Raw genomic sequence first — 13,590 nt, forward strand, 5'->3', positions numbered from 1 at the left:
AAGGAGATAACTCCTGTTTAGTTTAACCAACAGCCTTCCATCTTCCATCTTCAATTCTATACATTGAAACGGAAGTTAATAATATCTCCATCCTTAACCGGATAGGTCTTGCCTTCCAGTCGTACAGTCCCTTTTTTTCTGGCTTCCTGGTATGTGCCGGCATCCATCAGGTCATCGTATGCGAGCACCTCCGCACGGATAAATCCTTTTTTGATATCGGAATGAATTACTTCCGCTGCATCGACTGCCGCAGTGCTGTGTTTGATGGTCCAGGCCCGGACCTCATCCTCTCCTACCGTAAAAAAGGATATCAGACCAAGGAGTCTGTATGACTCCTCAATTACCCTGTTCATGGCCGAAACAGATATATTGAACTCCGAGAGGAATTCCGCTGCCTCTTCTTCCGACATTTGGGCCAGTTCCTGCTCCAGTTTGCCCCGGATGACCATAAGGATGTCATTAATTTCATTACCGTCCGTTTCCGGCAATAAATCATTCTCATCATCATTATTAAAGAGGATCAGCACAGGTTTGGCAGAGAGGAAGGCATATCCTCTCAAAGGCCGGGCCGCAGCAAGCTCGGACTTTTTTCTAATCGGCGTTTCGTTCTCAAGCATAACCAGGCATTCTTCAAGCAGGGGCAACTCTTCCTGATCTATATTTCTACCTCTCTGTTTGTCAAGCCGCAGCCGTTCCAGCCTTTTTTCCACCACCATCAGATCGGCTATGATAAGTTCCTGGTCCAGAGCAAGAATATCCTTGTATGGGTCGGGTTTATCCGAACCGAAATTCTCATAATTTTTAACCACATGAATCAAAGCGTCACAATCTCTTACCTTGACCCATTGATCCTGCTCTTTGCCGCTCTGCTTTTCCCGTTCCGGCATACCTGGCAGAAAATACTCGACCTGGGCGTAAATAGTCTTTTTCGGCTTGTACATGCCGCTTAAAATATCAACCCTGCTGTCAGGCACCTGCACTGTGCCGATCCGGCCCTCTTTTTTATGGGCGTCATCCTGAATATTCCTGGTTAATGCCTCGAATACAGTAGATTTCCCTGCTCCTGCCAGTCCAATAATACCAAGTTTCATATTTTTTCAAATCCTCTATCTATTGCTTGAACTAAAACTATCTATCATGTTGATAAAACAACTATTCCAAGTTTTTTTTCTAAATGAAAATTTAAAGCTATTAGCTGTTAGGCGTTAAGTATGAGCTCTAAAAGTTGTATTTCTAGTAACCGTTCACGGTTATAGGTTCACAGTTAACGGTTGAAAAATACAGCGGGTTTCGGTGGATTCGCTTCGCTTAATCCACCCTACAAACTTACGTTGCTCTTGAACCGTAGGGTGGATTAAGGAGCGTAAGCGACGAATCCACCAAAGTAGCTGTCCCGCCTTACGTTGATGGCCTGAGATTCAATTTATAAACAGGAAATTATGCCGCTTGTAACCGTGAACGGTTACTTTTATTTTAACACTTATAGATTTTCAGATAATTAATTGCACAAGGCCAGAGGGAGGAAGGCGTATTGTAATACTCCGACGACCGATAACGCAGTGAAATTATTTATGTGGAAATCTATAAAACCTAAAATTTTACTTAAACACACATACAATAACATCTTGTTTTATTTTGATTAATGGAGTTTTCATTCAAGCACTATCTGCACAGCTTCTGAACAAATGCCACAACATCTTCCATTATAGTTCCATATCCGAACACCCCTTTGACTCCTATTTCCAGTAAGGCGGGGATATTATCTTTCGGAATAACCCCGCCCACGACAACAGGGATATTTTCAAGCTGCCGCGTATGCATCAAATCTATCATCATCGGTACCAGGGTCAAATGTTCGCCACTGTGACAGCTTACCCCTATAAGATCAGCATCTTCCTGCACAGCAGTATCGATGATACTTTCAGGTGTTTGAAAACTGCCCAGATAGATAACTTCCATACCTGCGTTTCTGAGTACGGATGCCACCAGTTTGGCGCCCCTTTCATGGGAATCAAGGCCTATTTTAGTAATAACAGCTTTTATTTTTCCGGCTGTCATTATAGATCCCCTGAAAAAGGTGATTGGCGATAGCCCCAGGGGTCCCATGTCAGGCCCCTTGATGTTCTTATAGTTCCCATTATCTCTTCCACGGTAGCTTTGGCTTCAACGGCTTCTATTATATAAGGCATAAAATTATGATTATCTCCAATTATTACGCCCTCCCGTAGTTTTTTTATGGTCGCTTCCAGCTTTTTATGATCCCTGTTGGCCTTCATCCTGTTAACTCTTGCAACCTGCCTATGCTCCGCGTCAGGAGGTATCTCAAGCAGACCTCCGGGCAGCAGGGTATCCTCCTCTGGCGGAATAGCCATATAATTTTGACCGACAATCAGGCGTTCCCCATCTTCTATTTCCTGGTGATAACGCTGATTACCTTCGTCAATCATCTGCTGGACCCAACCTGTTTTCAAGGCTTTAATAAAGCCCCCCATTTTTTCAATTTTTTTCATTATTCCGGCAGCCTTATCTTCAATCTCATCTGTCAAATGCTCTACATAATAAGAGCCGCCCAGCGGATCGACCACCGTTGCTGCTCCAGTTTCATGGGCTACAATGCCTTGAATCGACAAGGCATTTCTTTGAGCATCCTCAGTGGGAAGACAGACCGGTTCAACAAAGGTGGTGGTAAAAACCGACTGTGCGCCGGAGAGTACCGCCGCAAGTGTTTCAAATGATGTCCGAGCAATATTATTTAAGGGCTGCTGCGGAATAAGAGAGTGTCCCGCACATTGAACTGCAAATTTAAACTGCATCGAAGCCGGCTTTTTGGCACTGTATTTGTCGCGTATCATGAAAGCCCACATCCTGCGCATGGCCCTGAATTTGGCGACCTCTTCGAAAATATCGATACCGGCAGAACAGTAAAAGGACATTCTGGCAGCCACATTATCGATTTTCATTCCCCTTTCAAGACAGGTTTCAATAAAAAGGGCGGCGATCATCAACCCAAAAGCGATTTCCTGGGGAGCATCAAGGCCGTACTCTCTCATGTTATAGCATGATGAAACATAAGCTGCGTGCCAGACAGGCATTGTTTCATAACAGTACTCAACCAAATCGCCCCATATCTTTACACCAAGATCAGGCGGATTGGCAACATCAGAATAACATACATGGCTCATGATCGGATCATTACTGATCGTGCCTCTCAATTTTGAGATATCCAACCCTCGTCTTTTTGCCACCCCAAGATACTGGGCCAAAATTACAGGGCTGACAACCGAGGCGCAAAGCAACGTAACACTGACATCCTCGAGAGGTATTCCCTCAAATAGATCCTCCATATCCTCAATCGAAACAAGGGGGACGCCGCTAACGCCCACTTCCCCCTTTGCCAGGGGATGATCCGAATCAAGCCCGTGCATGGTCGGCTGATCACGAAACACCATTAAACCGGTATTCCCGTGCTCGATTAAATATTTCATCTGTTTGTTTGTATCTTCAGAGGTTCCGAATCCCCACGGCTGGCGCCTGGTCCAGAGCTTGCCGCGGTACATGTTCTGATGAATTCCACGGGTATAAGGGAAGTCACCGGGATTACCGATTTTATTCTTATACCCGGCCGGCTTTGAGTCTTTAGGCGTATAAACTTCTTTAAGATCAATGCCTGACCATGTCTTTGTCCTTCTTATCTTCTCCCTGTATCCTGATTCTGCGTGTTTTTTTTTCATAATCTAATTCCTGTTTAATAAATGGAAGAGAATAATCCAGTCTATTCTCAACTCCTATACCTGACTTTATTTATTAGTACAACAATATTGTCGACATTAGCAATATAAAGTTTGGACAATTGTTTAAGGTGTGTAAGCGGTAAATTAAAAATGCCATAAAACTGTCGGATTAAAAGGCAGAGGGATAGGGAGAGGGGTCAGGTCTACTTTTGACCCTTATTAATTTCTTATTAATTTTGAGCAAGGGTCAAACGTAAACTTGACCCCATTTCTTCTATTTCGAGCTATGGTTCAATCTTCGTTCCCAGCACTTGCAGGAATTTGGCGAGCCAATCAGGATGAGCAGGCCATGCCGGTGCGGTGACCAACTTGTCGTCCACGTGAGCCTTGTCCACTGGAATATCTACATACTTGCCGCCCGCGCGAGTTACATCCGGCCCCACCGCCGGATAAGCGGAGCAGGCTTTGCCTTCAATGACTCCGGCTGCGGCCAGAACCTGTGCGCCGTGGCAGATGGATGCAATGGGCTTGTTTGCTTGCGAAAAGTGCCGCACCATCTTCAGCACGGCCTCGTTAAGTCGAATGTATTCCGGTGCACGCCCACCGGGGATAACCAGCGCATCGTATTCTTCAGCCTTAACCTCTGCAAAAGTAGCATTCAGAGCAAAGTTGTGACCGGGCTTTTCGCTGTAGGTCTGATCTCCCTCGAAATCGTGTACTGCGGTGCGCACATTCTCGCCTGCCTTCTTGTCGGGGCAAACCGCATGGACGGTATGACCCACCATCAAAAGTGCCTGGAAGGGTACCATTGCCTCGTAGTCTTCCACGTAGTCGCCGACGAGCATCAAAATTTTCTTTGCACTCATAGTGAACTCCTTTCTGTAAAAATTTGACATTAATCAGCCAACATAATAGAAACATTGCTTCGCTTTGCGGCTGATATTAAACGATTATCCAAGGTAGCAATTGGAATACCTTTTTTCATTGCAAGATCAAGATATGATGCATCATAAGATGAAAGGTTATGTTCTCGTGCCAACGCAAATATTTCTTTGGTCATTCTTTCCGGTGGTTCCTGATCTACTGATATGGGCAGTTCAGATAGGAGAGCAACAAATCGTATACTGGCAGCCTCGCTGAGGCGGTCTTTACGTTCAGCTACCAATAGAACATTGCCAACTTCTAACGGCCAAATGGACGGTGCTATTGCTGTAAAATGTTCCAAACTATCCAAAACAAAGTCTGCATACTGGCTGACCTCATCCTTAAAACACCAAGTCATCACAACTGAAGTGTCAATAACAAAACTTTTATTCATCTATCGTCTTCCTTCTTCGATCATTTTTTGTAAGCATAAGCCATTAAGACGATTTTGATTACGGAAGTTGCGCAATGCAGAAATAATTTTTTTAGGTTCAGCCTTACGCTGAGATTCTGGAGGATGCAATACTGCTACCGGCACCCCGTGTTTTGTGATAGTAATTCGTTCTCCCTGGCTTACCCGCTCAAGTAATTTCGGAAGATGTGTTTTAGCCTCATATGCACCAACTGTTTTCATTTTTCCACCCCTCCAACTAGTTTTAGACCAGTCTAAAATAGATATGCCGCGATGTCAAGCCGTAAAGTACTGATAAAACCCTCGCAGTTTACTGCAAAGAATCTCATACAGCTCAATCATTGGCCTGTGACGGTTATCATTACACCATATCCATTGGTTCTGCAATCTTGCTCCGTCCAGCTTCAGACTTCCGTTACCGGGTTTACCTGTGAACTTAGCTAAGGGTATATCAATCAAGTCTTTGGCACTAATCTCCCAGCAGGATTTTAAGCGGGATCAGGCTGTCAGTATCGCCGGTCTTTTTCAGTACGCCCATGATTGATCGGAAACACTCCCGGATGATGGCTGTTTTAGAATTGGGAGAGGACATTTGTGCATCGATGGATTTTAAATCGGCCATCAACTCAGACAAAGAATCAAAATCCAATCTTTTTTCACCCATGTTGTTTTTTAAATCCGCGGTAATTTTTTCCACGGCCTGACAGGCGGCTTCATTCAAAACCGGGGTATTCCCGAGCACGAGTCCGGAATCGCCCTTGCTGGTGATCGAGGCTCCTAATTGTTGCGCTTCGGCCACGCCGTCAGCAGTAATTCCTATGCCGCCGCTAAGGGTCTTAATTTCAGCAAGTCCGGTAGCGAAAAGATTTTCGGCCGTCATGGTGGATGCTTCTCGATCCAGCCCCAGCGTCTCACCGATATCGAACCAGGAAACCGTGACTGACGGATCTCCCTGGGTTTGAAGATAGAGTTCGACAAGAAACAGGGGCGACTTTTCTGTGACATCATCCAAAGTAAACATTAAATTTACACCTTTCAGTTTAAATGGTCGATAAAATTTGCCTGTGGATCAGGAACAATGAAATTATCGTCCGGATTCATTTATTAAATTAATCGTAATAGTTATTGGTGTTCAAACCTTGATTATTGACTTAATAAGACGGTATTTCCGCTTGTAAAACCGGTTAAACAAACCAGACGCCAGTAGTTAATTGACAATCTAATGAATCCAAGAGCATATGAATTACCAACCCAATGCCGACATAGCGTGACTTTGGGATAAAACAAAGTGACACATATAGCGCTATGGGCAAAAAACCATGCAAAGGATGGAAACCTATACTACAGCGCCCCGGATCATACACAGGATTTGCCATGAGATGGTCGATGTCAACGAGCATTGTGGATATCATGACCAAATAAACGAATTTCCAATCTCGCCGGAAGAACAAACCAACTACAATTGCCGGAATGATAAAATGTAACGATATATGCATAATCTACTCCTTATCATTATCTTACCATTTGCATCAGGGAGCACTTGGGGCGTCCATTTGTAATTCAGTAATTATTCAATCATTTGAAGATTGTTAGTAAATCCAATTACTTTTATCATGATTATTGCCAATTTGCATGTCAAATATCACGCAGCCAAGACCTTTCTGTTCAACCATATCTCCTGCAAAATAGATATAGCAAATAAAATCTAATAGTTGTATTTTATGGATGGACGGGTGACGGAGGGATGTTCTTTGATATGTTGAACAATTTATAGCATAAGGTAGACTGTTGTAAAATAAGTAATCAATCTATCAAGGAACGTCCTCTGCGGCGCAACTTTTATGTGATTTCGATAAATTTTACATCAATATCCAACCCGTTTATATAAATAAGAGCAACCGAGGCACTGGTTTTGGCGGGGGGATAAGTGGCACTGCCGGGATTCAAGAAGAGAACATTGTTTTGCATTTCCGCAGAGGGGAGATGTGTGTGACCATAAATTACGACATTAAAGATACCCGCCGGAGCAAGATCGAGCTTTTCAAGATTATGCAGAATATATATTGATATTTCTCCGACTTCTATAGTTTCCGCGGCCTTCAAATTTTGAGCCCATTCACCAAAATCAACATTCCCTTTAACCGCGGTAACAGGCGATATCTTACGTAATTTTTTCAACACATCCTCTTTATCTATATCGCCGGCATGAATGATAAGATCGGTTTCTTTAAAAATTTCAGATACCAAAGGGGAAAGTGTGCCGTGAGTATCTGAAATAACACCTATTTCAAAGGTATGATCTTTAGAGGTTGGCGAATCGTCCCCGTTCATCAGGAGGTCCTCTTCTCTTTGGCAGACAAAATTGGTGTATTAAACGTAAGCGCAGATAAATCTCTTGATTTGTTAATATTCAACTGCAAAGCATCTTTATCAATTTCAAAATATCGGGATATGACTTCAACTATATCGTGCTGTAAATTTTTTAAAATTTCATCTGAAATTTCAAGTTTATCGTATATGAGAGCAAATTTAAGCCTATTTTTTGCGGTTGCACTACTGTTTTTTTTCTTTCCAAACAGTTTTTTAACTATTCCATCAAGCATTTTAACTCCCAATTTATTTAAAACCTAATTTGTTGCCGATTTTTTTCCAGAGACTACTGCCGTTTTGCGGCACTTGAATCGGAAGATCTACATGACCGTCAAGTCGCATTGCAATGCGCCTGAACGCCTGGCCCGCTTTGGAATCATCAATCATAACAAGGGGCTTGCCTAAATTAGATGCAACAATGACATTATCGTCAACTTCTACCAGCCCGATAAGGTCTATCGACAGTACATCAGTAACATCTTCATGGCTTAACATATCTCCCTTGGCCGTCATCGCAGGATTAATTCTGTTGACAATAAGTTGTGGAGTGATCGAGCGTGCGTAAAGGAGACCGATGATCCTGTCCGCGTCACGAACTGATGAAACTTCAGGGGTACATATAACCAGTGCTTCATCAGCAGCGGCAACAGCATTTTCAAAACCACGTTCAATCCCGGCCGGACAGTCCATTAAAACTATATCGAATTCTTTCTTGAGTCTTTTTCCAAGGCTGACCATATCTTCAGGTTTAAGAACATCCTTATTATCACTTTGGGAAGCTGGAATAAGAAACAAGTTATTAATCCTTCTATCTTTAATAGCAGCCTGGCTAAGCTTACATTTACCTTGAACAACATCTACTATGTTAAATACAATCCGGTTTTCCAGACCCATTACTACGTCAAGATTTCTGAGCCCTATATCCATGTCTACCACGGCTACCCGTTTTCCTACCATGGCCAGAGCCGCTCCTATTGAGGAGGTTGCTGTTGTTTTACCGACTCCACCCTTACCAGAAGTTATGACAAAAATTTTTCCTTCCACTGTATCCCTCTTTAAATAAATTTTAATTTATTTTTGGGTAACCCCTTACCGTTTGTCGGGCCAGGGCATGTTTCCGAAAGGATTAGCTTTAAGATAATCCTCGACTACTATCGTATTGTTTTTCACATGGGCAAATTCGGCTATTTTTAATTTGGAAGGCCCTGTGCCAGTACCCACAAAACCACCTATCTGGATCAGTGATGGACAAAAATCAAGGGCAAAGACGATAGCATCTTCCTTGTCAGGTTGCCCGGCAAACGCTGTTCCACGCAGCGAGCCCATAATGAGTATATCACCGCCGGCAATGATCTCCGCGCCGGGGTTGACATCCCCCATAATGATAAGATGTCTCCTGGTACTCACTTTTTGGCCGGAGCGTATACGACCGGCCAGCATTAATACATCGCTGCGATAATGCTCCCAGGAATGGTTTATATCATGCTGTCTTATCCGCTCTTCAGGAGCAGATCGTTTTGGAGAAAGCCCGGAAACCGAACCTACGTCAAAGGTGTTTTTCAGGTATTTCCCGAGAGTACTTATCAGTTCTTTATGGGTTCCATTCTCTCCCGGATCGATGACGACCTTGGCATTGATCGCCAAATGCCCTAAATTTTTAAAAATTTTTCCTATATCATTTTTCAACAGCTCAATTGATTGTGTTGGATCAATTGTTACCCTCAGGCCGTCGCCAACACCTTTTAACTTAACCGGCATAGTTTCGTTTGTGGTATAGTTCATCAAGAAAAAAATCCTTTTTTCCCCAAGCAGATTTCAAAACGCCCTCCTTTTGTTTAATCCATGTTAACCGTTGCAAAGCTGGCTATGACTGTAGCATCTTGAAATTAATTATCTGAAAATTTATAATAAAATAGTATTTATTTAAAGCACATAATGTTTATTCCGTCAAATTCTATTCATTGGGAGGGTTCTTTACTTCAAACTCTACTTGTTTCAATATTGTGCCATCCTCCAACGAAATTTCTACCTTCCATAAACCGGCCTTGGTCTCATTAGTAAGTGTTATTTTGCTCCAGGTTCTCATTCTGATATATTTAATCTTTAATGGGACCGTATATTTTTTCTCACCATTAAGGTAATATGTATGGTAAATAGTTGTTGGGAAAGATTCCGCCCATATTTCAGTCCATACAAAGGCAAACCTGTCATGTTTAATATAAAATATTTTTTTTGGACCTTGGGGGTTTCTATTTTTTATATCACTGCAAACAGAACATCCGGATATCCGCAATAAAGAATTCCCTGTTTTTATGTTTACTTTAATATCTTCTATTATAGTGCCTGAATTACTGGCTACTGTTTTATTGTCCGCCGGTTTTTTTTGTACGGCGGTTACAACAGGTAAAATATTTTTTTCGGCGGCAAGATCAAAGCCTGTTTCTTGTTGAAAAGTAACATTGTCAGATTTCGTATCGATTTTTTGCTCAAAATTAACCTGACGCGTAACATTATCGGCATTTGCTGAAAACCTATTTTTTTTCAAAACATCTTGGTTATCGGCATTGGATGTAACTTTAAAATTTTCCTGGATAATGGAATTTTGAACGATACCGTTTTTTTTTACAGCGGCATATAATGATAAAATTATTATTATCGATATTGAAGTAAAAAAAAATATCTTGTGAGTCGTTTTTCTTCCTGACGCTATATTTTTTTTTCTTATTTTATCTATTTTTTTTAACAGTTCACGATCACGTTTATCAATTTCTTCTTTTTTCATTATTGCCACGCTTGCTATTAGGGGTCGCACAAAAATAAGTTAGCAATTTTAAGTGTTGAGGCGCCTGGCTGGCAAGACGCGAAAGTGTAGGAATATCAAGATATTTCGGCATCCTTCAAATTTAGTTTACACTTTAGTCAAAAACCCTGTAGGGGTTAGACATACCAGCCCAGGGCAGCGCCCTGGGCTGGTATGTAACACCCTTTCAGGGCTAAAATGCTTACTCCATCAAATTTATTATAATTCAGTAAATAGTTAATAAAATCAAATATCATTTTCGAAAAGTGTAAACTACTTTTGGCCTTTCATGAAGGATGTCGATATTTCTACGCTTTCGTCACGCAGCCAGGCAGGATGCATCGACGCTTAAAATGTGAAATTATTTTTACGCGAGCCCTTATACCCCGAAAGGCCATAGATTGGATTATATGGGGAGGTCCTTTCCTATTCACTTGTTTAATCCAAGAGTTTTCGGCTTGTCCCTTTCTTTGTGATACCTTGATAAATAATAAGCTTTTTCCCTAAACATATCCCGTCTTGCATTACGTGTTTATCCTCCCGCAAGATCTTGCCCCTGACCTTGGAAATGTACGGATACCTATAATCAATATGTTCTTGCAATAAAGGATCCCGGATTTTGATAAGCGAAAGATTGCTTTTAATATTGTTTTGCTGCTTGTTTTGCTTTTGGGTTTGCAATTGCAGTTTTAAACTAAACCCCTCTATTACACCAAGTGCAAAATCTGTCTTACGATATCTATTCAAGCCTTTTTCCTGGTTGTATATATCCCATTGGGAGTCAATAAAATGTTTAACGAAATCGTATACATAACTTGCTATTCTTAGATTCTGGAGAGTTCCGCTGATCTCCAATACGCGTCCCATTTTACCTTTTTCCATTACATAAGCGGAAACCCATATTCCATACACAAAATAAAAATCCTGTATTAAACGAGAAAGATGGTAGTCTTCGCGGAAATGGCGCAGAGCAGGGCTGCCGACAAAAACGCTGACAAACTTACGGTGTTCATGCCTGGTCAAAAGATCCAGATTATATTTTGCTATGAATTCATGGGCCTTTGCCATGGCTGCTTCTGCTTCATGTTGATTCCGGCTCTGGGCCAGCGCCATGAGCTTCTTGACCCGCAGCAGAATTTTATCTTCAGTACCTGCCGAATCTTGCGATATCAGTTCATCCAATGGCTTGTAATTCCCTGAAGCCTTTGGATCGGCAATCAGCAAGTAACAGGCCCTTTTGAACTTTGGACCGTGAGGAGGTTCATTGCGTGCACCAAGAACTTGCCCGGCAAACTGATGGGCCATTTCATGCAAAAGAATCTCACGCACAGCGTCCCATGAATGGTTAAGAACAAGATTGCGACTTACGGCTATCTCATTTTTTTCTTCGGACCAGTATCCCCACCTGCCATTCATATCCCGGATGCTGAACAAGGGCTTCCGCATCTTCTCCCTGTCAAAAGAGCTTAGAATCGACAAGGCGTTTTCCCATTCACATACAAGCCCATGCAGGATACAATGTTCCAGTTCCTCTTGAATAAGAATTTTTTTAGGTTTTGCTAAAGACATGCGTAAAAATCAAACCCGGCCAGGCTCACTTCCTGAGACCTTTGCAAAATGCCCCCTTTCGCCCAATTTCGGCGTCAGGCTTAAATTTTAATCCTCAAAATACTCAATGTATTCCTGCGGTTAAATTTTTCCCCTTCCTTGAACTTGAACGAAATTGAACATTTTTTAAAACGAGAAAGGGTCAGGTCTTCATTATTGACAGGTTTATGGATTTTATGCATACAATAAACTTATCTGTCAACAATGGAGATCTGCCCCCCTGTAGTCATTTTTTTGATTTTTTCTTTTAAAATTTTGCCCATATTGTTGCGCGGCAGGCTGCTTAAAAAAATAATTTTTTTTGGGCATTTATAGCCGGCCAGATCTTTTTTGCAGAATTCCTTCAAATCATGTTCATCAACTTCAGAGCCTGTTTTTTTTACAACAGCCGCAACAACCATTTCACCCAAGTCCCTGTCAGGAGATGGTATCACAGCCGCCTCCATAACCCCATTATGCCTTTCCAGCCTTGTTTCCACTTCTTTGGGATATACATTATAACCGCCGCTGATTATCATCTCCCCTGCCCTTCCCACCAGGAACAACCTGCAATTATCGTCAGGGTCCTGATACCCGAGATCCCCGGATTTAAACCACTCCCCTGTAAATGATTCTTCTGTTTTTTCCGGATCATGCCGGTAACCATTAAAGAGATAATCGCCTTTCACGCAGACTTCGCCGGTTTCTCCCGGATTTACGGCCCGATTTTTTGATCCGATAATTCGGACTGCAATTCGCGGGAGAGGGAATCCGACACTCCCGGGTTTTCTTAATCCTGATTCATACGGATTCGAGGCAATCACAAGTGTTTCGGTAAGTCCGTATCTTTCCAGGATTGTATATCCGGTGCTATCCCTGAAGCCGTAAAACAGATCCTTGGATAAGGGCGCTGAACCGCAGGTAAAAAGCCGCATGGAACCGATATCCGGGTTTTGGGGCATTTCCTTCCATGTGTCCAGTAACCTTTGGTACATGGTCGGCACGCCCATAAAAAGAGTACACTTTTTATCTGCAATGGTTTTCCAGACCTGTTCAGGATCAAATTTTTTATGCATAATAGTGGTTGCGCCGGCATACAAGGCCCCCTGAAATGCAAGAAGCAAACCATGTCCATGCACAAGTGGCAAAGTGTGAAGAGAAATATCACGGGAGGATAACCTCCAGAGATTGTGCAGGTCTTTCATGTTGGCGATAAGCGCACTGTGACTGATTACAGCGCCTTTTGATTCTCCGGTTGTGCCGGATGTATATAAAATAACTGCAGGGTCGTCATCCCCGGCAGCAAAAACCGGGGTAGATATATCGACTCTATCCAGCTCTTCAGGATAAAAAAGCAGGTCTTCAATCCGGTTGTCGATGGTCATTATTTGCAGGTTCGCAGCCTGATGAAGAGCTTCTTTTGATTTGATATAGTTCGGATAATCCGTAATAAACAGAGCGGCCCCGGAATCCTTGAGCAGGTATGCAACTTCATCCTGCTTGTACGCATCATTTATATGGATAACCACAGCGTCCGCTGCCAGGCATCCTATATGAAAGCATGCGATTTCCGGACATTTGGCAAGCTGCACAGCCACGCGGTCACCCTTTTTGATACCAATTTTATCTAATAAACAGGCAATACCGCTTGTTATTTTTTCAAGTTGACCATACGTCAACCTGCGGCCTTCAAATATAACAGCCTCTTTTTCCGAATACTTTTTAAATTTTAGTTTTAATATTTCTGCAAGATTCATCGTAATATG

At 42.4% G+C, this 13,590-nt stretch carries 16 protein-coding genes; all 16 read right to left on the reverse strand.

Features of this window, described 5'->3' with window-relative positions:
- Positions 1-56: 56 nt before the first annotated feature.
- The 16 genes from BuS5_RS10430 to BuS5_RS10505 all read right to left on the reverse strand — a co-directional run bounded on the left by BuS5_RS10430 (position 57) and on the right by BuS5_RS10505 (position 13,581).
- Positions 57-1,091 carry a DUF933 domain-containing protein gene (locus BuS5_RS10430; protein WP_027353241.1) on the reverse strand — a complete coding sequence of 345 codons (1,035 nt, stop codon included), beginning with the start codon at positions 1,089-1,091 and terminating at the stop codon, positions 57-59.
- A 571-nt stretch (positions 1,092-1,662) separates the two neighbouring features.
- Positions 1,663-2,058, reverse strand: a complete 396-nt coding sequence (locus BuS5_RS10435; RefSeq protein WP_035264602.1) for a cobalamin B12-binding domain-containing protein — start codon at positions 2,056-2,058, stop codon at positions 1,663-1,665.
- A complete protein-coding gene (locus tag BuS5_RS10440; protein ID WP_051374620.1) occupies positions 2,058-3,731 on the reverse strand; it encodes a methylmalonyl-CoA mutase family protein in 1,674 nt (557 codons plus the stop codon). Before BuS5_RS10440 ends, BuS5_RS10435 begins: the two co-directional genes overlap by 1 nt.
- 284 nt (positions 3,732-4,015) lie before the next feature.
- The gene (locus BuS5_RS10445) at positions 4,016-4,597 is read right to left on the reverse strand and encodes a DJ-1/PfpI family protein (protein ID WP_027353242.1); all 582 of its coding nucleotides are present in this window, start codon (positions 4,595-4,597) and stop codon (positions 4,016-4,018) included.
- Positions 4,598-4,626: 29 nt separating this feature from the next.
- Positions 4,627-5,049: a type II toxin-antitoxin system VapC family toxin gene (locus BuS5_RS10450; RefSeq protein WP_027353243.1), complete on the reverse strand. Its 423-nt coding sequence runs from the start codon at positions 5,047-5,049 to the stop codon at positions 4,627-4,629.
- Positions 5,050-5,289, reverse strand: a complete 240-nt coding sequence (locus tag BuS5_RS10455) for a type II toxin-antitoxin system Phd/YefM family antitoxin (protein ID WP_027353244.1) — start codon at positions 5,287-5,289, stop codon at positions 5,050-5,052.
- Positions 5,290-5,343: 54 nt separating this feature from the next.
- Positions 5,344-5,526 carry a hypothetical protein gene (locus BuS5_RS10460; RefSeq protein WP_274427647.1) on the reverse strand — a complete coding sequence of 61 codons (183 nt, stop codon included), beginning with the start codon at positions 5,524-5,526 and terminating at the stop codon, positions 5,344-5,346.
- 10 nt (positions 5,527-5,536) lie between these two features.
- The gene (locus tag BuS5_RS10465) at positions 5,537-6,088 is read right to left on the reverse strand and encodes a hypothetical protein (protein ID WP_027353245.1); all 552 of its coding nucleotides are present in this window, start codon (positions 6,086-6,088) and stop codon (positions 5,537-5,539) included.
- Positions 6,089-6,251: 163 nt separating this feature from the next.
- Positions 6,252-6,563 (reverse strand): DUF6122 family protein, encoded by a 312-nt coding sequence (locus tag BuS5_RS10470; RefSeq protein WP_035264605.1) that lies wholly within the window; start codon positions 6,561-6,563, stop codon positions 6,252-6,254.
- 343 nt (positions 6,564-6,906) lie between these two features.
- Complete coding sequence (locus tag BuS5_RS10475) at positions 6,907-7,398, reverse strand: metallophosphoesterase family protein (RefSeq protein ID WP_035264607.1); 492 nt, start codon at positions 7,396-7,398, stop codon at positions 6,907-6,909.
- On the reverse strand, positions 7,398-7,670 hold the full coding sequence (gene minE / locus BuS5_RS10480; RefSeq protein ID WP_027353248.1) for a cell division topological specificity factor MinE: 273 nt from the start codon (positions 7,668-7,670) through the stop codon (positions 7,398-7,400). The genes BuS5_RS10475 and minE overlap by 1 nt, the downstream gene beginning before the upstream one ends.
- Positions 7,671-7,683: 13 nt before the next feature.
- Positions 7,684-8,481 (reverse strand): septum site-determining protein MinD, encoded by a 798-nt coding sequence (minD, locus tag BuS5_RS10485; protein ID WP_027353249.1) that lies wholly within the window; start codon positions 8,479-8,481, stop codon positions 7,684-7,686.
- Positions 8,482-8,526: 45 nt separating this feature from the next.
- Positions 8,527-9,219, reverse strand: a complete 693-nt coding sequence (locus BuS5_RS10490; protein ID WP_084445682.1) for a septum site-determining protein MinC — start codon at positions 9,217-9,219, stop codon at positions 8,527-8,529.
- 172 nt (positions 9,220-9,391) lie between these two features.
- Positions 9,392-10,219: a DUF2914 domain-containing protein gene (locus tag BuS5_RS10495; protein WP_035264609.1), complete on the reverse strand. Its 828-nt coding sequence runs from the start codon at positions 10,217-10,219 to the stop codon at positions 9,392-9,394.
- A gap of 456 nt (positions 10,220-10,675) precedes the next feature.
- Entirely contained in the window at positions 10,676-11,806 is a 1,131-nt protein-coding gene (locus tag BuS5_RS10500; RefSeq protein ID WP_027353251.1) for a DUF2786 domain-containing protein, read from the reverse strand.
- Between the two features lie 230 nt (positions 11,807-12,036).
- On the reverse strand, positions 12,037-13,581 hold the full coding sequence (locus tag BuS5_RS10505) for a class I adenylate-forming enzyme family protein (protein WP_051374621.1): 1,545 nt from the start codon (positions 13,579-13,581) through the stop codon (positions 12,037-12,039).
- Positions 13,582-13,590: the final 9 nt, after the last annotated feature.

Origin of the sequence: Desulfosarcina sp. BuS5 (genome assembly GCF_028752835.1) — a bacterium.
Classification (GTDB): Bacteria; Desulfobacterota; Desulfobacteria; order Desulfobacterales; family BuS5; genus BuS5.

Bases quoted from the DNA above. Each gene is read 5' to 3' on its own strand.
- BuS5_RS10430 (WP_027353241.1), bottom strand. From the start codon at position 1,091: ATGAAACTTGGTATTATTGGACTGGCAGGAGCAGGGAAATCTACTGTA.
- BuS5_RS10465 (WP_027353245.1), bottom strand. From the start codon at position 6,088: ATGTTTACTTTGGATGATGTCACAGAAAAGTCGCCCCTGTTTCTTGTC.
- BuS5_RS10455 (WP_027353244.1), bottom strand. From the start codon at position 5,289: ATGAAAACAGTTGGTGCATATGAGGCTAAAACACATCTTCCGAAATTA.
- BuS5_RS10475 (WP_035264607.1), bottom strand. From the start codon at position 7,398: ATGAACGGGGACGATTCGCCAACCTCTAAAGATCATACCTTTGAAATA.
- BuS5_RS10445 (WP_027353242.1), bottom strand. From the start codon at position 4,597: ATGAGTGCAAAGAAAATTTTGATGCTCGTCGGCGACTACGTGGAAGAC.
- BuS5_RS10435 (WP_035264602.1), bottom strand. From the start codon at position 2,058: ATGACAGCCGGAAAAATAAAAGCTGTTATTACTAAAATAGGCCTTGAT.
- BuS5_RS10490 (WP_084445682.1), bottom strand. From the start codon at position 9,219: ATGAACTATACCACAAACGAAACTATGCCGGTTAAGTTAAAAGGTGTT.
- BuS5_RS10495 (WP_035264609.1), bottom strand. From the start codon at position 10,219: ATGAAAAAAGAAGAAATTGATAAACGTGATCGTGAACTGTTAAAAAAA.
- BuS5_RS10440 (WP_051374620.1), bottom strand. From the start codon at position 3,731: ATGAAAAAAAAACACGCAGAATCAGGATACAGGGAGAAGATAAGAAGG.
- BuS5_RS10505 (WP_051374621.1), bottom strand. From the start codon at position 13,581: ATGAATCTTGCAGAAATATTAAAACTAAAATTTAAAAAGTATTCGGAA.
- minE (WP_027353248.1), bottom strand. From the start codon at position 7,670: ATGCTTGATGGAATAGTTAAAAAACTGTTTGGAAAGAAAAAAAACAGT.
- BuS5_RS10500 (WP_027353251.1), bottom strand. From the start codon at position 11,806: ATGTCTTTAGCAAAACCTAAAAAAATTCTTATTCAAGAGGAACTGGAA.
- BuS5_RS10450 (WP_027353243.1), bottom strand. From the start codon at position 5,049: ATGAATAAAAGTTTTGTTATTGACACTTCAGTTGTGATGACTTGGTGT.
- BuS5_RS10470 (WP_035264605.1), bottom strand. From the start codon at position 6,563: ATGCATATATCGTTACATTTTATCATTCCGGCAATTGTAGTTGGTTTG.